The organism is Achromobacter sp. PD1, assembly GCF_048541815.1.
Lineage (GTDB): Bacteria > Pseudomonadota > Gammaproteobacteria > Burkholderiales > Burkholderiaceae_B > Achromobacter > Achromobacter bronchisepticus_A.
Window position 1 is genome coordinate 1,881,885 of record NZ_CP183349.1, and the last position, 18,552, is coordinate 1,900,436.

Here is an 18,552-nt window from a genome sequence, read left to right on the forward strand (position 1 = left end):
GCCAACTCTTCTCAGGTTGTCGGGGTGGAGCGCCGATCAAAGCCGTCTCGTGGATGGCATTGGCAAGCCCTCTGCCGTTGCGAGCTTCTCCATAGCGACTTCCAAGATGGCACGTGCCTGGCCTGCGGCTCGCTGCAAATCGCTATGCAACTGGGCATCGTCCGCACTGCGAGATGCACATTGGGCGCTGTAGCGTTCGAAGCTTCCCACCATCATCAACAGGTCCGCCAGATGTTTTGGACATTCGCAAGCCAAACCGCTGCCGGAGGCCATGATGGTCAGGAGTGCGCTTTCATCAAACCGGATGTCGGGCATGTGTGACTGTTGGTGTGGAGGAAGACGTTCTCCGGTAAGGGCTGAGCGGCAAAGGAGCGCGAGCTCGTTTACATCGGCTGGAACGCGCGTAACTAGGCAGGCCTGGGCGCGGAGGGCTCGAATGGTCGCGCTGGCGCAGAAGCGATAGAGAACTACAACAGCGACCGCACCCCAGATATTCCTGACATTAGCTATCAGCGGAACCGCGCTGTCGTGCAATTCTGATTGCTCGATGACTAGAACCTCCACGCCAGTGTTTGGTGGTTCCTGCACAGCTTGCTCAAGCTGAGAGCAGCTGTATTCCAGCACCAGATCTGCTCTATCGCGTGCGCCGCCAGAAATGCGTTTCGCTAGATTGCTCCCAATTACCCCAATTCGAATTGGTCCGACTACATCAGGCTGAGTGTATGCAGCATTGGCGAGCTCTTGAAGTTGGTTGTCGGGCATCAGGGCGAGCACGCCAATAGCATGGCCCTGGTCCACCAACTGTTTCAACAGGCTCAATTTTCGGACCTGTTCCGCGGAATACAAGCGCTGCCCTCGCTCGGAACGCTCAGTGTTCGAAAGGTTGTACCTGCGCTCCCAAACGCGCAGGGTTTCTGGGGAAAGGCCCGCTAGGCGGGCGGCCGCGCCGCTGCGATAGGTCACGTGCTGCTGTTCTGAAGAAGTCTGATGTTCCATATCTATGCTGCTCCAAATGACCCGATATTGACCCGTTTTGTTTATATTGTAGCGGGTCATTTTGTGGACCAGGAAGGTTTTGGCGCGTAAATTTACTCCTAAGCGGTTCAAGTGACCCACTCGATGCCGCGTACCAAGGGCGCCGACTTCATCGTGCAGCCCCTCATCAATTAAAGGAGTCGATTATGAAACGCGTCCTGACCACCCTAACGTTCGCTCTGGCACTTGGCACTGCGCAAGCCGCCGACATCGTGGACACAGCGAAGTCAGCGGGTTCCTTCAATACGTTGGTTACTGCGGTGCAAGCCGCGGGATTGGTCGACACACTCAAGGGCCCTGGCCCGTTCACAGTGTTTGCGCCGACCGATGATGCATTCGCCAAGATCCCCAAAGACAAACTCGACGCACTGCTGAAAGATAAAGCCGCATTGACTAAGGTTCTTACTTACCATGTCGTGCCAGGAAAAGTGATGGCAAAGGACATCAAGGCTGGCCCTGTGAAGACTGTTGAAGGAGACTCGTTGACAGTGGCCCTGAATGGCGGACAGGTTAGCGTCGACAATGCCAAGGTAGTGAAGGCAGACGTGGCGGCGGACAATGGTGTGATTCATGTTATCGATACCGTTGTGATGCCCAAGTGACGCGCGTTTAGTTTTCTTGCGTAAAGCGCGGCTGTAGTCATTACCACTTAACCCAAAGCCATACGCAACACACCGAATAATGCGGTGGGTTCATCTATTCTGCGAGCATGGCCGCAGCACTATTTTTTTGCCCTGTGCGAGTTATTTGCACGGGGCTTTTTTTTCCCCTCGTTCTTGGGAGTGCCGCGCGTTGGGCATGGCGTGTGGGGGAGGGCGCGCGCCGCCGAAGTGGGGGCGAGGTGGGCCCGCCTAGGGAAGGCCGGGGGCCCCTGCAAAATTCGGTCCGATAAGGGTAATTCGAACCCCGAACGCTCGCTAGTCACGGGCGCGCTAAGGGGGGGTAATAATAATTTCGCCCACCTATCCATCGCGCGGATTCGGCGGTGAGGGGCACAAATCTGAGACCGTCATGAAGCTGCGCCACCACTCTACGATTCGTGAGGGCGTGGATTTCTACGGCCAGGTTCAGAGGCAGCTGCCATATGCGACAGCCTTGGCCTTGAATCGGGTCGGGCAACACGTCCTCGATGCGCTGGCGCAGGTCACCGCAGAGGTCTTTGATCGCCCGACCCCGTACACGATGCGGGCGTTGCGACTTGTCCGGGCCACCAAAGACAATCTGGTGGCCACGGTCGATTACCGCGACGCCGCCGGCAAGGGAATTTCCGCCGACAAGTATCTGCCGCCCCAGGTTCTAGGTGGTGGGCGCAGGCTAAAGCGGTCCGAGCGCGCACTTGCCAGAGTAGGGCTTCCGACGGGGGCGTTTACGGTGCCGGCCGCCGCGGCGGAAATGGATGCCTACGGCAACATGTCGCGCGGCCAGGTCGTGCGCCTGTTGTCGTACCTGCAGGCGTTCGGCGAGCAAGGCTACAGGGCGAACTCCACGCCGCGCAGCCGCGCACGCACTGCGAAGGTGGGGCGGTCGCCTGAAGGCTACAGGCGCATCAACGGCGTGCAGTACTTCGTTTCCCGCGGCAAGGGGTCCATGTCCGGAAATCGTGAGCAGCATCTGCCTGCTGGTGTATGGCGGAAGACCGGAACGCACGGAGCGGACGTAAAGCCGGTCCTGCTTGCGGTGGCCCAGCCGACCTATACGCAGCGATTCCCCTTCTACGAAACGGCAGAGGCGGTCTATGGCGAACGCTACGACTCCGAATTTTCCACCGCCTTAGATCTGGCCCTGTCCACCGCAAGATGATCGACCTTGACAAGAAGACGACCCAGGCCCGGTTCGGGCAACTGGTCGGGATCACGCAGCCTGCCGTCAGCGGCTTGCTCATGCGTGGCGTCATGGTCGCGGGCGATACGCTGGGAAACTGGCTGCTGTCCTACTGTGGGCACATTCGAGACATAGCGGCAGGGCGCCAGGCCGGCGAGGAAACAAGAACGCTCGATCCTGCGGAGGAAAAGGCGCGGCTATATGCGGCACAGGCCGACAAGATCGAGATGGAGAACTCGGTTGCCCGCGGCGAGCTTGCGCCCGTCAGCGTGCTGGAGGAGGTCTTGACTCGGGCGGGCACGAAGGTAAGCGCGGCTATGGATGCTATTCCCACGGCACTGAAGCGCCGGCTGCCGAATCTGACTGATGCGGATCTGACGATTGTGCGCCGCGAGCTTGCAAGGGCTCGCAACGCAATTGCATCCCTGTCGCTGGAGGATCTGGAGGCTGACGAAGAGAACGAGGGTGAGTAATGCTCATAGAGTCCAATCGCGCCGCGGTCGCGCGCGCGCTGCGACGTGGGCTTGCAACCTTCGCCACTCCCGAGCCAATGACGTTGCGGGAGTGGGCCGAGCGCAACTTTTATCTCTCGGCCGAATCGTCGTATGTCGAACAGCGTTGGGAGGCTTGGCCGTTTCAGCGTGCCATCCTTGCCTGCGTTGGCAGCGACGATGTGCACGAGGTTGACGTAATCAAGTCGGCCCGCGTTGGTTACACGAAGATCTTGCTGGCGGCCATTGGGTACTTCGCGGAGCATAAGCGGCGCAATCAGGCGCTTTGGCAGCCCACGGACAGCGCCCGCGACGAGTTCGTCAAGACCGAACTGGAACCGATGCTGCGCGACGTGACGGCGATGCATCCGATCTTTCCGACTCGCCTGGCGCGGCACAAGGACAACACGCTCCTGGTTAAGAAATTCCGTGGCAGCGTGCTGCACCTTCGCGGCGGTCGTTCGGGCGACAACTACCGACGGCTGTCTATCGGTGTCGCATTCTTGGACGAGTTCAGTTCGTTCGATTCGAACATTGACGGTGAGGGCGACCCCGGCCAGCTGGCGGCCAAGCGTCTTGAGGGCGCCACGTTCCCGAAGATGGTGGTTGGGTCCACGCCCAAGCTGAAAGAGACCTGCCTGATGGATAAGCGCGCAGCCGGCGCCGATGCGCGATATGACTATCACATCACGTGCCCCCACTGCGACGGGCATCATGCGCTGACCTGGGGAGGTAAGGACGAAGCGCACGGGTTCAAGTGGATCGACGGCGATCCAGAATCGGTGAAGCACTTATGCCCGCACTGTGGTTGTCTTATCACCCAGAGCGAGTACCTGGAGGCATCGGAATCCGGATTCTGGTGCGGTTCGGACGGCACCACCATCGACCGCGACGGAGTTTTCCGTAGCGCGGCTGGCGAGGTAATACCGGCTCATCGGCGCGTCGCTTTCCACGTGTGGACTGCGTACAGCCCAATGGTTAGCTGGGCCAAGCTGGTCCGTGAGTTCATGGAGGCCTACGCCAAGGCAAAGCTGGGCGATGACGAGCCGCTGAAGACCTTCTGGAACACCACCCTGGGCCATGCCTGGGAGGGCGAGGTCGAGAAGATCGAGGCGGACGAGCTGAAGCGGCGCGCCGAGATCGAGGCCTATCGCCTTCCAGGCTTGGCCGAGAACCTCGTTCCTATGGGCTGTTCGTTGTTGCTCGCAGGTTGCGACACCCAGGGCAATCGGGTGGAGGTTGGCGTCTGGGGATTCGGTCGCGGCGGAGAAATGTGGACCGTCGATCACCAGATATTCCACGGGAACCCGGCGGAGGACGAGGTCTGGTCCAACGTGGCGGCTTATCTGTTCGAGCGGCGCTTCCAGCATGAAGGCGGCCAGCAGATGAGTATCTACGCCACGGCCATTGACAGCGGCGGCCACCATTCGAATGCGGTCTACGATTTCGCGCGCCGCAACAAGGCGCGCCGGGTCTTTGCCGTCCGCGGTCGCCCCTTCGGTGAGAAGGCCATCAAGGATGGCGCCGGCCAGGTGGATATCGACTGGCGAGGGAAGCGGATCAAGAAGGGCGTGATCCTGTGGCACGTCGGCACGAACCTGGCCAAGGATCTGCTGCACAGTCGCCTGGCTATTGAGACGCCGGGCCCGGGCTATGTGCACCTTTCGGAGGACTTGTCGGACGAATGGTTCCGGCAGTTCTCAGGCGAGGCGCGGGTGTCGCGCAAGACGGCGACCGGCGTTCGTACGCTGTGGACGGCGCTGCGCAAGCGCGTCGAAGCACTGGACTGCGCGGTGTATGCGCTATGGGTGGCGGAGCATCTGGGCCTTTCTCGCAAGTCGGACGCTTGGTGGGATGCCATGGCGGAAAAGCTTGATGCGTTGCCGCCACCGCGGGACGAGGAGGCTGAGGCGCCGCCGACATCAACCACGCGGCCGGCCGCCCCGGCGAAGGCCGCGCCAGCGGCGCCAGCGGCGCGTGCCGGGCCGGCCGTCAAGCCGGCGCGCCGGCGAGTGGCGGCTTCCAGCTACCTCCGGGGGCGCAGGTAGGCCGCAGAACAGAAACCAATAAGGCAAGGTCATGGCATACACCCAGGCGGACCTGGAACGGCTGGATCGCGCGATAGCGAACAGCCAATTGGAGGTCCAGTACGACGGCAAGCGCGTGCGTTTCCGCAGCACGGACGAATTGATGCGCGCCCGCGCCCATGTGGAGCGGGAACTCAGCAAAGGAAAGGGGCGCTCGCGGCAGTTCAGGCTGCGCAACGCCGGCAAGGGGATCCGATGAGCTATCTGAAACATCGTGGTTCCAGTCTGCTTGTGCCTCGTCGCCTTAGCGCGCAGATGAGCAGCAGCTACGAAAGCGGAAGCGCCACGGGGAGCCGGGCCCGAAATTGGAATCCCTCGGGGTCGGGGCCGAACGCCGCGGCGACGCAGAACCTGGGTCTGCAGCGTCGCCGCGCGCGCGACGCCGTGCGCAATGATCCATGGGCATTGACTGCGACCACACGCTGGGTATCCAACGTGGTCGGCACGGGGATCCAGCCGTACCCCAAGCACCCGGACCCCAACGTCCGACGGGCGCTGAAGGAACTGTGGGCCGACTGGGTGCAGGAGGCCGATGCCGACGGCAGGCTGGACTTCTACGGAATGCAGGCCCTGGCTGTGCGCAGCATCTTCCAGGATGGTGAGACCTTGTTCCGTTTGCGCGCTCGGCGGCCTCAGGACGGATTGTCCGTACCTCTGCAATTGCAGCAGATGGAGGGAGACCAGCTGCCGGTCGAGCGGTCGCTTACCCTGCCGAACGGCGGGGAGATCGTGAATGGCGTGGAGTTCGATTCTATCGGGCGGCGCACTGCCTATCACATGTGGCGTCGTCATCCTGGCGAATTCGGCCGAAACGCGGCTGGGCAGGATACGGTCAGGGTGCCAGCCGAGCAGGTCATCCACGCCTATCCAATGTTGCGGCCCGGGCAGGTACGGGGGGTGACTGCTCTGGCTACCGTCCTGCTCCGCCTGAAGTCCATCGACAACTTGGACGACGCCGTCATGTACCGGCAGGAGGTGGCAAACCTCTTCGCGGGCTTCATCACCAAACCGGATCCCGATGCCGATCCAAATAACCCTCTTACGGGCGAGGCGGACGGTTATGAGATCGATTACGACGGCACGCCGCTCGTCTCCATGGAGCCGGGCACGATGCAGGAGCTGGCACCAGGTGAAGAGGTGACATTCTCCAGTCCGCCAGATGCCGGCAACAACTACGAGGGATTTATGCGGCAGCAGTTGATGGGGGCGTTTGCCTCTGTCGGCGTGCCTTACGAAATCGCAACAGGCGACCTGCGCGGTATCAGCGATCGAACGCTGCGGGTGGTGGTCAACGAGTTTCACCGGCTCATCGAGCAATACCAATGGCACTGCGTGATCCATCAGCTCTGCCGCCCCGTCTGGAATGCCTGGATCGACGCCCTGGCGCTTTCTGGCACCTTCCCCATGCCGGATTTCCACCGCCGCCGCCGTGAATGGTTGCGCGTGCTGTGGGTGCCCCAGGGATGGCCGTACTTCAACCCCGTGCAGGACGCGCAGGCCGACAAGGAGTCGGTGCGAAGCGGCTTTTCCAGCCGGTCGTCAATCATCCTCAAGAAGGGCGACGATCCAGACCACATTGCGGCGGAGATTCGCGCCGACAACGAAACGGCCGACGCCGAGGGCTTTGTGTTCGATAGCGATCCTCGGCATACGACCAGCGCCGGTAAGGCGACGGGATCAGAAGGGGGCAGCAGCCCCGACCCTCTCAATCAATGAATGGAGCCAATATGGCAAAGAAGGCTTGGTATTCGATCAGCGTCAATGCGCAGGCGGATAAGCCGGTGGTCGAGATTCGCATTTATGGCGAAATTGGGTTCTGGGGAACTACGGCCGAAGCGTTCGTCGCAGAACTGGACGCAGCAGCGGCAGGTGGTGCCGACATCTTGGTGTCGCTGAACAGCCCAGGGGGCGACGTTTTCGACGCGTTTGCAATCTACAACGCGCTTCATCGGTACGCCGGTCGGGTAACCACGCGAGTGGACGGCGTCGCCGCCTCCGCGGCCTCATTGATCGCGATGGCCGGCAAGCCAACGATCATGCCCGAGAATACGCAGATGATGATCCACAACGCTTGGATCATCACTGGTGGTACGGCCGAGGATCTGCGCACCACTGCAGAAATGATGGATCGGATCCGAGACGGCGTGGTGGCAGCCTACTCCCGTAAGAGTGGACTGGACAGTGACAAGATCATCGAAATGATGGACGCGACCACGTGGATGTCTGCGCTCGAGGCGCAGGCGTTGGGATTTTGCGACCTGATCGAGGAGCCCGTGCGTCTGCAGATGTCGGATAGTGCGGCTGCGGTGCTGCAAAAGCACAAGAATCTGCCTGACGACGTGAAAGCTATGCTCAAGTCCCTGGAAGAGAGCGACCCCGAGCCCGCGCCGAATCCGAATCCGAAGCCCGAGCCCGAGCCCGAGCCCGAGCCCGAGCCCGAGCCGTCCCCGGCTCCTCCGGCGGATGCGCCGACGGCATCTGCGCTGGCCGCCCGTGTCTATGCGTCCTGCCGGCAAGAGGGGATTGCGGATCTGGCGGAAGGTGTGCTGCTCAGCGGTGCGCTGGATAGTCTTGAACTGGCGGATCAACGGGTCACGCAAGCCAAAGAGATCGCCGGCATCTGCTTGGCAGCAAAGCTGCCTGAGATGGCTGCCGCTTTCGTGTCTGCGGGCCTCACGGTAGACCAGGCGCGTGCGCGCCTGTTCGAGCATGTTGTGGCCGATGCGGGCGACTCTATCAATAACCGACCTCCCACCAATTCATCGGCCCAGAAGCAGAGCGGGCCGAATCCCCAGGCGATCTACGCCAAACGAAAAGCCCTCTCTGCCCACTAGGAGTCAGCACCATGCCTTTCATCCATCAACAGGCCAGAACGGCCGATTTCATCCTCTCCGAAGCCAACGGCCAGCGTTCTCGCGAAAACGCAATCTTGGCTGCCACCCTCGTCGCCCTGGCTGCAGGGCAATTGCTCACGCTGGGCGACGACGGCAAATATGCCGCCTACGCCGGCCCGGGGGCGGACCCCGGCGCGCCGATCACCGCTGACGCCGTGCTGTACGGCAATGCCCCGGTGTCCGACGATGATCAGCAGATCGTCGTCATCGCGCGTGACGCGGAACTGGCGGGCGTGCTGCTTGTCGGCTTGGATGCGCCGGCGCGCGTTGCCCTGCAGTCGGCTGGCATCATCGTCCGCTGATCCCACCAACACAACTCCATCCATCCAACATTCGCGGTCGCCTCCGGGCGGCCGTTTCTATTTCTGGAGCCTGACATGGCCGATATCAATATCTTCCAAGACGAGAAATTCACGGTTTCCGCCTTGACCGCCGCCATCAACGAGCTGGAGAGCATCCCGGGCCGCATCGGCAAGCTCGGCCTTTACTCGGAAGAGGGCGTTTCCTCCACCGTGGTGCAAATCGAATACGACGGCCAGACACTGGGTCTGGTGTCCGCCAAGCCCCGTGGTGGTGTCGGTCAATCGGTCGTCCTGACCGGCCGCAAGCTGATTCCGTTCAACACCGTGCACTTGCCGCAACGTTCCACGATGCTGGCCGACGAAATCCAGGGCATCCGCGCGTTCGGGAGCCAATCGGAGCTGGAATCGGCCGAGGCGCGGGTTGCCAAGTACCAGAGGAAGCATCGCCAGCAACTCGATCTGACGCACGAATATCAGCGCGTGGGCGGCATCAAGGGGCAGATCCTGGATGCCGACGGCACTTCGGTGTTGCTCGACGTTTACCATTCCTTCGGCATCGTCCAGCAGGAATTCCCGATGGAACTCACGAGCGCAACCACCCTCGTTCGCCAGAAATCGGACGACGTCGTGGATCTGGTCGAGGATGCCCTGGGCGCCACCCCGGCCAGCGGCGTTCGCGCGCTGTGCGGCAAGGACTTCTGGAAGACGTTGATCAACCACAAGAGCGTACGCGAGACGTACCTGAATACCGCGCAAGCAGCCGAGCTGCGGGGCAAACCGGCCGACTCCTTCGAGATCGGCGGCATTACCTACGAACGCTACCGCGGCAAGCTGGGGGGCGCTCCCTTCATCGGCGACGAGGAGGCTTACGCCTTTCCCGATGGCGTGTCCGATTTCTTCATCACGCGCTTCGCGCCGGCCGACTATATGGAAACGGTCAACACCGATGGCCTGCCGTATTACACGCGGGTCGAGCCGTTGCCGTTCGGGAAGGGGCTTGAGATCGAAAGCCAGTCCAATCCGCTGCATCTGCCGACGCGGCCCAAGGCCATCATCAAACTGAAGATGGGCACCTGAAGCCATGGAATGGGATAACTCCGTGTTCGACGAAGCCTTCGATGCGGTGGGTCTGCGCGAGCCGGCGTTGCTGCTGGATACGGAGCCTCCCGTTCCATTCAAGGTTCGGTTCGACCGCCCGCAGGTCATCGACGAAGGGGACCTGGTGCACTCGACCGACTACGAGATCGAGTACACCACCGCCGACGTCCCCGACCTTGCGTACCAAAGTCAGGTGGAAATCGGGGGCGTCCGCTACCGAGTCCGCCAGGAGCCGACCGCGGTAGGCGACGGCTTCTGGTCGCGCGCGATGCTGGAGCAGCTTCCATGACCACGCTGGCAATGCAATACGTGGTGGACCTCCGTGCCGCCCTCAAGGCGGCGCCCGGATTCCCCGCCGAAGTCGAGGCATCGCCTGTACGGGCAATCGCCAGAGAGGATCCGATGGTGATCTCTGTGCAGTTGGGCGGGGAGTCGGTGGAGAGCATTCACCCGCCGCGCGCCACCCGCGTACGTGAAATCCATGTCCTCGTTCACACAGCAGGCGATGACCATCAGGCCTTCGCAGAGGCGGTGTTCGAGCAGGCCCACCCCGTCGTTATGGCATACGCCGGCCCCAACGTGGTCGAGGTTGCCGAGTTCGGGACCGATGAGCCCAAGTACGTCAATGGCGACCTGCGGCGGCAGATTGTGAACAAGCGCTACCGCATCACCTACCAAACCGATGAGCACTCCCTAAGCGCCTGAACTATCGGAGAAAGCATGAACAAAGAAAGGAAATCAGTCGCAGACGATCCGGTGAGTACCGATATCGCCCAGCCTGCGCAGGCGGTGACCGGGCCCCAGATCGATGAACACCATGGCCGCGGCGGGAGCTATCTCCGTGATTCGGCTACCGGCGAGCGAATTCTGATCGAGCGGACCGAACCCTGCTCAGGCCGCCAGGCCCGGTAGGGCCGTCTCGCTATCAATCTGGCCCTTATTGGGCCTTCATTCTTGGAGCCCATGATGGCAAAGAAAACTCGCAATTCCGTCGTGTTGGCGAAACTGCAGACCACGGCCGGCACTGCCGCTCAGCCTGCCGGGGCCACGGACGCGGTGCTGGTCCGAAGCCTGACGGCGACGCCTCTGTCGGCAGAGTTCGTGGAACGCGAACTCCTGCGGCCCTACATGGGGAATTCCGGGCAAATCGCGACCACGCAGTATGCCCAGCTCGAATTCGAAGTGGAACTCGCAGGAGCAGGCACCGCGGGCAAGGCGCCTGCGTGGGGTCCGCTGCTGCGCGCCTGCGGATTCGCGGAGACGGTTACGGTGGGCACCGACGTGCGCTATCTGCCGGTGTCGACCGACTTTGAACTGATCACTCTGCATTATTTCCTGGACGGGCTGTTCCACAAGATCGTGGATGCCCGGGGAACGGTCGCCTTCGATCTGACGGCCAAGAGCATTCCGGTTCTGCGCTATCGGTTCATGGGTGCCTATGTGCCGATCACGGACGGCGCCATGCCTGCAGGCGTGGATTTCACCGCTTTCCAGATCCCGAAGGCGGTAAACAAGGCGAACACGCCGGCCTGGTCGCTCGGCGCCTATTCGGGCTGCTTGCAGTCTATGACCTTCGACGTGGCGAACCAGCTGGTTTGGCGCTCGCTCATCGGCTGCGAGGGGGCGGAGATAACGGACCGCAAGCCGACGGGAAAGCTCGTTCTGGAGCTGCCGCGCATTGCTGACCTTGACTGGCCGACCATGGTCCTGTCAGGCGCCGGATCGCCACTGTCGGTCACCCATGGGGTGGTCGCAGGCCATATCGTGGAAATCAAAGCCAGCTCGGCCCAGATGACCAATCCGACGTACTCGGACCAGGAAGGGGTGGCGATGCTGAACCTGGACACGAACATCAACCCCGGCGCGGTCGGCAACGATGAGCTGGAGATCATCGTCAGGTAGCGCCGCAGTTATCGCCCTTCCACCATTCGTATCACGACATGCCCGGGATATCCCGGGCATTTTGCATTTGGAGCCTTATATGTCTTTCGTCGTCACCAAGCGTCCTGTCGCCGCCATGCCCATTGAGGTCATCGTCAACGGTACCAATGGCAATCCGATGGAAATCAAATTCATCGCCCAGTACCACCGTCATACGCCTCAGCAGCTGGCAGATCTGCGTGATGGGATGACCGATCAGGTGCGCGCCGGTCAAGGGCTGGAGCCGTTGCAGCGTCCGGGCGGTACCCGTGCCCCCGCGTACCAGTATGCGAGCGATATCGACTTCTTGAAGGACAAGATGGCCAGTTGGCTGGGCGTTCGAGACGGGGCCGGTGAGTCCATCACATACAGCGTGGATCAGCTTGAAGCCCTGCTCGCCGACTGGCCGGAGCTGGTCATCCCGTTGTTCAACGGATTCTTCGGCGCCCACGAGGGAGCGAAGAAAAAAAACTGATCGAGGCCGCCAGGTACTGGGCCGGAGGAGGCACGTCGTCAAGTGGCGGGTTTGTGGCCGACGACCAGGTGCTGGCGGCATTGAGGGCGGCGGGGGCGCCGCCGGAGATTTTGGACGCAGCGCGCCCAAGTTCACCGTCTGAAGACGAAGTATTTGAGGTTTGGCCTGAAAACTGGCCAACAGTAGAGGCATTCCTGGCTCTCGGGCACAGCTGGATGTGGGTCGCGCCCGGGATGGGTACGCCTGTACGAGTCGGCATCCCAGCGACCGAGGTGGATTCCACGCTCAGGCTGTTGGATGTGCAGCGGCCAGGGCGTCGCGAAATGTTCTTGGAACTCAGGGCGATGGAGCAGGCCGCCCTTGAGGTCTTTGAAGGCAACGAGTAGGCGCAACGCCGGAAAAATATATGAACGAGAAGATCCTTGCCGTACGGTTGACCGGCGACGAGGCGGACTTGTTGCGTTCGTACGGAGCTGGCAGTGCTGCGTCGGCGCAGTTTGCCGCGGCCACCGAAGCTTCGCTGACTCGCGCGGCCACCGCGGCGGATAGGGTGGGGACGTCGTCCAGCCAAATGTCCTTGGCGGTCAATGCTGCATCCGCTGGTGCCCAGGCATATGCGACCGCTGGTGATAGGTTCCTGCAGAGCCTGGAGCGCCAGGCGCAGGCTGCGGGCAGGACCCGATCTCAGTTGCTGGAGCTGCGTGCTGCAGAACTCGGCGTAGCCGCACAGGCCGCGCCAATGATTGGCCACCTAAAGGCGCAAGAGTCCGCCTTGAATTCCGGGGCGGTGGCCTTCAATAAGCACGCCAGGTCGGCCGCGCAGACTGAAGCTGCGATGCGTGGCGTACCCGCGCAGATCACCGATATTGTGGTTTCGCTGCAGAGCGGACAGCAGCCCATGACTGTGGCGCTACAGCAAGGCGGTCAGCTGAAAGATATGTTCGGCGGGCTAGTCCCTGCAGCTCGTGCGCTGGGATCCACCCTGTTGGGGATGGTGAACCCGTGGACGCTGCTCGCCGGCGCTGCTGTGGCCTGGGGTATTGCTGCCTATCAGGGGGACCAGGAGACAGATCGGCTAAATCGGACGATCCGCCTGACAGGGAACTATGCAGGCGTCACTGCCGCGAGTATCCGCGAAATGTCGGCCGCTTCCGCCAAGATTGGGGGCGGGGGCATCGGAAATGCGCGTGATGCGGTTGAAGGATTGGTCGCTACCGGCCAAATCTCGAAGGCCACGATTGCTGATCTGAGCGCCACGATGGTGGAGCTGGAGCGCGTTTCCAAGCAGTCCATGGACGAAATCTCCAAGGACTTTGCTCGGATGCCGGAAGGTGTCACGAAGTGGGCGGAAGAACATAACCGCTCGATGAACTTCATGAGCCTGGCGCATTGGGAGTACATCCGCACGCTGGAGGAAAGCGGCAATCGCGAAGCCGCGATGCAGGCGACTTCGAAGGCTCTGCATGATTACCTGGGTGATGAGGCTCCTGCGAAGCTGGGTTTGCTGGAGCGAGCCTGGCGCGGGGTCAAACAGGAAGTCTCCGGCGCGTGGGAGGCGATGAAGCAGGTTGGGCAGGAGCAAGATCCGCTTGATGCTCGCATTACGTCACTCCGTAAGAATCTTGACCTTATCCGAGACAGAGCAAATGGGCCTGCCGGCATTAACGCGGCAGGCCAGGCCAAATTGGCGGCTGCCGAAGGGCGGCTGCGGGATGCTGAGGATCAGAGAGCCTTGGCAGAGGCGGTTTCACAGGTCCACGGGCTCAATGCCGCCGCCAATGCCAGCGCCATCACTGCGGCAAAGGCACTCGAATCGCTAGATGAGGCGACAAACAAGTCGCGTCGGCTGGAAAAGGCGCTCGAAGAAAACGCACGAAATGAAGCGAGTCTGAGGGCAATCGACCCGAACGATGATCGGATATCCGCCACCGCCATCCGCGCACGGGAAGCTGCCACCCGAAAGCGCTTTGAGGACAAGGGCGCTGGCGCAGGAGTCCAAAGCGGCATTTCCGCTCAGCTGGCCGCAATGCAGGCGCAGGCGCGCTTGCGAGAGGAAGAGCTTCGACGGGAAACTACGCGCCTGGAGGGCGAACGTGCCCGCGGTCTGCTGTCGGAGGAGCAATTCATCCACCGGCGCGCCGAGGCACAGCGCGCGGCCCTGCAAGATGAGCTGGAGGTGGCTCGCAAGCAGGCGGAGATTGCCGGAGGAAAGAAGCAGCTTTCGGAGCGGGAGCGTTATCTTGGCCGCGTAAAAGAGCTTGAGGCCCAGATCGTTCGCTCCCAGGAGCAAGAGGCCACCGATATCGAGAAGTACCAGGAGAAGATCCGCGGAGCGTTGCGGGCTACTCAGCTGGACATCGAGAACTATCGCGAGACGCGTGACCTGCAGGCTAACCGCCAAGTCAACGCCATGACGCTGGGTGCGAATGATCGCGCCCTGGTGGACTCTGTGAATCAGGCGCAGGACCGATTCCGGCGTATCCGCGACAGCTTTACCGACAAGATGCTGCGCGAAGGCGGGGCGGGCGCGCTGGATTCTGCGCAGTACCAGCAAGGGATTGCCCAGATCGATGCGGCCATGCTGGCCCAGGTTGAGCGTGAGCGCGCCTACATGCAGGAGCGTGTGGCAATCCAGTCTGACTGGAAGAACGGTGCACTGCTCGCCGTAAACGACTGGCTCGATGGCACTGCGAACCTGATGGCGCAGTCGCAGCAGGTCTTTTCATCCCTGTTCACCGGGATGGAGAACGTCGTTGCGAGCTTCGTGACCACCGGGAAGTCGAAATTCTCGGACTTCACCCGCAGCGTTCTGGCGGATATCGCAAAGATTGCGGCGCGCCAGGCCATGGTCGGATTCGTAAGCAGCATATCCGGAATGCTCTTCAGTGGGGTTTCGGCGGCTGCCAACTATGCCGGGGCTGGCCAGGTGGCGACCGGAGACACATCGGGCATGTCTGGCAGCTGGGGGGCAGTCAAGAACGCAAAGGGCAACGTCTATTCGTCGCCCAGCTTGTCCGCCTATTCGAACGGGGTCTATGACACACCGCAGGTCTTCGCCTTCGCGAAGGGCGCGGGTGTCTTTGCCGAGGCTGGTCCTGAAGCAATCATGCCGCTGAAGCGCGCGCCGGACGGGAGCCTTGGTGTCCGCGCACAGATTCCGAACTTCTCCCAGGCCGCGGCGGGCGATGACCTGCGGGCAGGCAATCGCCCAGTCCAGGTGCAGATCTACCTGCAAGAAGGGGAGGGAGTTCGCACGAACGCACCGGCCGGCCTGGAGCAATTCGGCAAGGAAATCGGCGAATTCGTTGACCAGCGGTTTGAGCGCCTCCTGGCCCGGTCCTACCGGCCCGGGGGGACTTCTTGGAACCGTCAGAACGGTAGGTGAGCTTCGTGGAAATTTTTACCTGGTGCCCCCGGAGAAATCCGAAGGGGGAGGTCGCCTTTCGCGGGTTGAGCGCGCAATTCGGCGATGGATTCGCGCAGGTCGCCGAAGACGGCATCAATTCCCGCTCTGAGTCTTGGCCGCTTGAGTTCTTCGGGACCGAGGCTGAGATCCAGCCAATCAAAAAGTTCCTTGACCGCCACGGGACCTGGACGGGGTTCCTTTGGACGCCGCCCCTGGGGCAGCAGGCGGTCTTCCTGATGGAGCGGGGTTACAGCCCTGTGCCTCTGGGTGGCGGCTGGTTCACGTTGGCCGTCACCTTCAAACAGAAATTCATTCCCTGATGACCATGGTGAACCTCGAAATCATCAACGTTGGGCAAGCACCCAATGATGGAACCGGCGATACGCACCGGGATTCGTTTCAAAAAATGAACCGGAATATGGCGTTGCTGAAAGCGGCGCTGGAGGATGCGTTCAAGGCCGCTGAAATGCCCGCGTCCGCGAACCTGAACGCGTATACGGCTACTGGCACGTTCCACCAGTCCGCGGACGCTGGCGCAGTGGGTGGTTCGAACTATCCTGAAGGTGCCGCAGGATTGCTGCAGGTCGTGGCGGCCGGTACGTCGTTTGTGTACCAGCGCTATGTCACCACAGCACGCAGGAGCTATTGGCGGACGCGCGTCGGTAGTGTGTGGGCTGGCTGGTTGCGAATGCTGGACGCCTCGATGCTGGGCGCTGCCAACGGTGCGGCATCGCTTGGCGCCGACAGCAAGATCCCGCGTGAGCAGTTACCATTCTTGACCGCTCTACCGATCGCGGCAGGCACCGACGCCAACACGGTTGTCGACCCTGGCCCCTACTACATCAACGATGACGCCGACGCGGTGCTGGCCAACAACTGGCCCGAGCTGCGAGCAGGCACGTTGGTGGTGGAGCGGTCCACCGCCGGCAACATGCAGGTCACCCAGACTTACACCACCCGTAGCGGCTCGGGCGGCGTGTCGCGTACCTACAAGCGCGTGCGATTTGCGGCGTCGCTTACTTGGAGCGGCTGGCAGGAGCTGGCGCGGGCTGTGGACACGGTGCGTAAAGTTTCCCTGACCTCGGCCATAGACGCCAACACCCTGACGACGGAGAACGTCTACTTCACTTGGGCGGGCGGCGCGGCAATGGTCGGCGGGGCGAACTGGCCTGCGACGATCTTCGGATCTGGCTCGCTGCAGGTGACCATGATCAACGCCACCGACCTCCTGCAGAGCTTGACTATAGTCCCAGGCGCAGGCCGCCGACCCACCAATTTCCAGCGCGCGCAGATCGGCGGTACCTGGGGCTCCTGGTATGTAGTTGCGCCCGTCAGCACTGTGGCCGATCTGCCCACGGCCGACCACGGCGACGTCTATGTGGACGGGGTTGGGTGGCACAAGTGGAACTCTGAGACGGGCAGCTACCTGCGCGCTTCCTTCGCAGCCGATATCCCCGATGGCGTGAATTTGAACATTTACGACGTCCCCGGCAGCTATGCGTGCCATGTTTCGGCTTATGCCACGCCGGCGAGCAATTACCCGGTTCAACTGGCGGGGATCTTGACCGTAGAGGCAGCGGCACCCTTTCCCGCCAGCAACCTTCAGGTCACACAGACCTATACGGCCTTCCCCGAAACTAACCCGGTGACCTACAAGCGCGTGCGCTTTGGTGCGTCGAAGGTGTGGGGGGCGTGGTTTGAGCAGGCCCGTCTCAAGGACGCTATGCACCGGGTGGTCCTGAGCGGCGCTTCCGGCGTGAACGCCAATACGCTCACCGCGGACAACACGTTCTACACCTGGGACTCCGGATCCACTATCACGGGTGCCGGCGGCGCCAACTGGCCGCCCGTGCAAAACGGCACGGTCGGCGCAGGTTTCCTGGAAGTGTTCTACATCACCTCCGGCCTAGCCGTTCAGCGCTGCACGTTGCTGGGTAACGGGCAGAAACCCCGCATCTTCCAACGATTCGGTTCAGGCAGTTCCTGGGAAGGTTGGAAGATCACCTCGGTCCTCAGCTCTGTGGCGTTCCTGCCCGTGGCTGACTGCGGCGACATCTACGTTGACGCGGTTGGCTGGTATCGCTGGAACGGTTCGGTCTACATTCCTCAAACCTTGGCTACGGGCGATTTGCAGCTGATGCCTGGGACGACTCTGAGGGGGTCGTTCACCGGCGACTACACCGACGGGGTCAGCACGGTGGTGCAGGCCAATTCCACCTCTACCTATCTCACCGTGGTTCCTGGGTCCGCAGGCACTTACGCCGGGCTCCTGGCGCGGGCACGCAAGGATCCCAATTCGCAATTCGTTTTGTTGGGCATCAACCAAGCCACGGGCCTCGGTCAGATCCTTTTCAGCAAGCACGGCACAGCTGGCACCCCGTATCACATGACCTTTGACTCCGCGACCGGGGAGTGCGGGCGCGTGATGGAGGACGGGCGCTGGATGTTCGGGCGGTTTCTAAACCCCAACGTGCAGTCCAAGCTCCATGTAGCCTTCAACGGCGGTGGCCTGGAGTACGGAATCGTGACGCGTCCGATCAATCCGTCGGACTCCACAGCCATCCAGTTCCAGTCGTCCACTGGCGGCGTAGCCGGGTATATCTATTCGACGCAGGCGCTGACCACGACCTACGCCACGACCTCCGACTACCGCGCCAAGACCGACCTGGGGGACATGAACCCCACGGACTCCCTGGTAACCGTCAACGCGCTGCGGCCCATCTTCTTCCGCATGAACGAGGCGCCGGAAGGCTCCGAGGTTCAACGCGGCTTCATTGCCCACGAGCTGCAGGCCCTGGTCCCCACCGCGGTGGTGGGCAAGAAGGACGAGATGATGAAGGGGCCCGACGGCAAGGACGTGCCCAGGTATCAGGGCGTGGACATGTCGCGCATCATGCCCGACATGGTGGCTGCGGTGCAGTGCCTGACCCAGATGCTGGAGGAAACCAACAGATCGTTGGTGACGGCCAACAACAGGATCGCGCAACTGGAAGCTGCGGGCTCGCCCGCTACCCCGGAGTAGT

Annotated in this window: 19 protein-coding genes; 18 read left to right on the forward strand and 1 reads right to left on the reverse strand. The window is 61.9% G+C overall.

Annotated features, from left to right (window positions below):
• Positions 1 to 36: 36 nt before the first annotated feature.
• Positions 37 to 996 (reverse strand): MerR family transcriptional regulator, encoded by a 960-nt coding sequence (locus ACM1PE_RS08930; protein WP_419343032.1) that lies wholly within the window; start codon positions 994 to 996, stop codon positions 37 to 39.
• A 185-nt stretch (positions 997 to 1,181) separates the two neighbouring features.
• On the opposite strand from ACM1PE_RS08930, the gene ACM1PE_RS08935 reads away from it, so the two are divergent.
• From ACM1PE_RS08935 to ACM1PE_RS09020, 18 genes are all read left to right on the forward strand, one after another.
• Positions 1,182 to 1,637, forward strand: a complete 456-nt coding sequence (locus tag ACM1PE_RS08935; RefSeq protein ID WP_059374246.1) for a fasciclin domain-containing protein — start codon at positions 1,182 to 1,184, stop codon at positions 1,635 to 1,637.
• Positions 1,638 to 2,046: 409 nt separating this feature from the next.
• The gene (locus tag ACM1PE_RS08940) at positions 2,047 to 2,835 is read left to right on the forward strand and encodes a hypothetical protein (protein WP_419343034.1); all 789 of its coding nucleotides are present in this window, start codon (positions 2,047 to 2,049) and stop codon (positions 2,833 to 2,835) included.
• On the forward strand, positions 2,832 to 3,329 hold the full coding sequence (locus tag ACM1PE_RS08945) for a terminase small subunit (RefSeq protein ID WP_059374248.1): 498 nt from the start codon (positions 2,832 to 2,834) through the stop codon (positions 3,327 to 3,329). Before ACM1PE_RS08940 ends, ACM1PE_RS08945 begins: the two co-directional genes overlap by 4 nt.
• Positions 3,329 to 5,395, forward strand: coding sequence for a phage terminase large subunit family protein (locus tag ACM1PE_RS08950; RefSeq protein ID WP_306636395.1), 2,067 nt, complete (start codon positions 3,329 to 3,331; stop codon positions 5,393 to 5,395). The genes ACM1PE_RS08945 and ACM1PE_RS08950 overlap by 1 nt, the downstream gene beginning before the upstream one ends.
• 31 nt (positions 5,396 to 5,426) lie before the next feature.
• Positions 5,427 to 5,633, forward strand: a complete 207-nt coding sequence (locus ACM1PE_RS08955; RefSeq protein ID WP_043544039.1) for a phage head-tail joining protein — start codon at positions 5,427 to 5,429, stop codon at positions 5,631 to 5,633.
• Entirely contained in the window at positions 5,630 to 7,150 is a 1,521-nt protein-coding gene (locus tag ACM1PE_RS08960; protein WP_306636399.1) for a phage portal protein, read from the forward strand. The genes ACM1PE_RS08955 and ACM1PE_RS08960 overlap by 4 nt, the downstream gene beginning before the upstream one ends.
• 11 nt (positions 7,151 to 7,161) lie before the next feature.
• Entirely contained in the window at positions 7,162 to 8,268 is a 1,107-nt protein-coding gene (locus ACM1PE_RS08965) for a head maturation protease, ClpP-related (protein ID WP_419343036.1), read from the forward strand.
• Between the two features lie 11 nt (positions 8,269 to 8,279).
• Positions 8,280 to 8,630 carry a head decoration protein gene (locus tag ACM1PE_RS08970; protein ID WP_054453587.1) on the forward strand — a complete coding sequence of 117 codons (351 nt, stop codon included), beginning with the start codon at positions 8,280 to 8,282 and terminating at the stop codon, positions 8,628 to 8,630.
• 75 nt (positions 8,631 to 8,705) lie between these two features.
• Positions 8,706 to 9,707 (forward strand): major capsid protein, encoded by a 1,002-nt coding sequence (locus ACM1PE_RS08975; protein ID WP_054453580.1) that lies wholly within the window; start codon positions 8,706 to 8,708, stop codon positions 9,705 to 9,707.
• Between the two features lie 22 nt (positions 9,708 to 9,729).
• Positions 9,730 to 10,017: a head-tail joining protein gene (locus ACM1PE_RS08980; RefSeq protein WP_124260411.1), complete on the forward strand. Its 288-nt coding sequence runs from the start codon at positions 9,730 to 9,732 to the stop codon at positions 10,015 to 10,017.
• Positions 10,014 to 10,433 carry a hypothetical protein gene (locus tag ACM1PE_RS08985; protein WP_054453576.1) on the forward strand — a complete coding sequence of 140 codons (420 nt, stop codon included), beginning with the start codon at positions 10,014 to 10,016 and terminating at the stop codon, positions 10,431 to 10,433. The genes ACM1PE_RS08980 and ACM1PE_RS08985 overlap by 4 nt, the downstream gene beginning before the upstream one ends.
• A gap of 15 nt (positions 10,434 to 10,448) precedes the next feature.
• Entirely contained in the window at positions 10,449 to 10,640 is a 192-nt protein-coding gene (locus tag ACM1PE_RS08990; RefSeq protein WP_306636403.1) for a hypothetical protein, read from the forward strand.
• 51 nt (positions 10,641 to 10,691) lie between these two features.
• Entirely contained in the window at positions 10,692 to 11,630 is a 939-nt protein-coding gene (locus tag ACM1PE_RS08995) for a phage tail tube protein (RefSeq protein WP_306636405.1), read from the forward strand.
• A 79-nt stretch (positions 11,631 to 11,709) separates the two neighbouring features.
• The gene (locus ACM1PE_RS09000) at positions 11,710 to 12,123 is read left to right on the forward strand and encodes a hypothetical protein (RefSeq protein WP_306636406.1); all 414 of its coding nucleotides are present in this window, start codon (positions 11,710 to 11,712) and stop codon (positions 12,121 to 12,123) included.
• Between the two features lie 53 nt (positions 12,124 to 12,176).
• On the forward strand, positions 12,177 to 12,509 hold the full coding sequence (locus tag ACM1PE_RS09005) for a DUF1799 domain-containing protein (RefSeq protein ID WP_306636408.1): 333 nt from the start codon (positions 12,177 to 12,179) through the stop codon (positions 12,507 to 12,509).
• Positions 12,510 to 12,529: 20 nt separating this feature from the next.
• The gene (locus tag ACM1PE_RS09010; RefSeq protein ID WP_306636409.1) at positions 12,530 to 15,508 is read left to right on the forward strand and encodes a phage tail tape measure protein; all 2,979 of its coding nucleotides are present in this window, start codon (positions 12,530 to 12,532) and stop codon (positions 15,506 to 15,508) included.
• Between the two features lie 5 nt (positions 15,509 to 15,513).
• Entirely contained in the window at positions 15,514 to 15,849 is a 336-nt protein-coding gene (locus ACM1PE_RS09015; RefSeq protein ID WP_165867964.1) for a phage tail protein, read from the forward strand.
• Positions 15,849 to 18,551 carry a pyocin knob domain-containing S74 family peptidase gene (locus ACM1PE_RS09020; RefSeq protein WP_419343037.1) on the forward strand — a complete coding sequence of 901 codons (2,703 nt, stop codon included), beginning with the start codon at positions 15,849 to 15,851 and terminating at the stop codon, positions 18,549 to 18,551. The genes ACM1PE_RS09015 and ACM1PE_RS09020 overlap by 1 nt, the downstream gene beginning before the upstream one ends.
• Position 18,552 lies beyond the last annotated feature (1 nt).

Excerpts from the sequence above, each read along its gene's own strand:
- ACM1PE_RS08930 (WP_419343032.1), bottom strand. The coding sequence starts at position 996 with ATGGAACATCAGACTTCTTCAGAACAGCAGCACGTGACCTATCGCAGC.
- ACM1PE_RS08935 (WP_059374246.1), top strand. The coding sequence starts at position 1,182 with ATGAAACGCGTCCTGACCACCCTAACGTTCGCTCTGGCACTTGGCACT.
- ACM1PE_RS08940 (WP_419343034.1), top strand. The coding sequence starts at position 2,047 with ATGAAGCTGCGCCACCACTCTACGATTCGTGAGGGCGTGGATTTCTAC.
- ACM1PE_RS08945 (WP_059374248.1), top strand. The coding sequence starts at position 2,832 with ATGATCGACCTTGACAAGAAGACGACCCAGGCCCGGTTCGGGCAACTG.
- ACM1PE_RS08950 (WP_306636395.1), top strand. The coding sequence starts at position 3,329 with ATGCTCATAGAGTCCAATCGCGCCGCGGTCGCGCGCGCGCTGCGACGT.
- ACM1PE_RS08955 (WP_043544039.1), top strand. The coding sequence starts at position 5,427 with ATGGCATACACCCAGGCGGACCTGGAACGGCTGGATCGCGCGATAGCG.
- ACM1PE_RS08960 (WP_306636399.1), top strand. The coding sequence starts at position 5,630 with ATGAGCTATCTGAAACATCGTGGTTCCAGTCTGCTTGTGCCTCGTCGC.
- ACM1PE_RS08965 (WP_419343036.1), top strand. The coding sequence starts at position 7,162 with ATGGCAAAGAAGGCTTGGTATTCGATCAGCGTCAATGCGCAGGCGGAT.
- ACM1PE_RS08970 (WP_054453587.1), top strand. The coding sequence starts at position 8,280 with ATGCCTTTCATCCATCAACAGGCCAGAACGGCCGATTTCATCCTCTCC.
- ACM1PE_RS08975 (WP_054453580.1), top strand. The coding sequence starts at position 8,706 with ATGGCCGATATCAATATCTTCCAAGACGAGAAATTCACGGTTTCCGCC.
- ACM1PE_RS08985 (WP_054453576.1), top strand. The coding sequence starts at position 10,014 with ATGACCACGCTGGCAATGCAATACGTGGTGGACCTCCGTGCCGCCCTC.
- ACM1PE_RS08990 (WP_306636403.1), top strand. The coding sequence starts at position 10,449 with ATGAACAAAGAAAGGAAATCAGTCGCAGACGATCCGGTGAGTACCGAT.
- ACM1PE_RS08995 (WP_306636405.1), top strand. The coding sequence starts at position 10,692 with ATGATGGCAAAGAAAACTCGCAATTCCGTCGTGTTGGCGAAACTGCAG.
- ACM1PE_RS09000 (WP_306636406.1), top strand. The coding sequence starts at position 11,710 with ATGTCTTTCGTCGTCACCAAGCGTCCTGTCGCCGCCATGCCCATTGAG.
- ACM1PE_RS09010 (WP_306636409.1), top strand. The coding sequence starts at position 12,530 with ATGAACGAGAAGATCCTTGCCGTACGGTTGACCGGCGACGAGGCGGAC.
- ACM1PE_RS09020 (WP_419343037.1), top strand. The coding sequence starts at position 15,849 with ATGACCATGGTGAACCTCGAAATCATCAACGTTGGGCAAGCACCCAAT.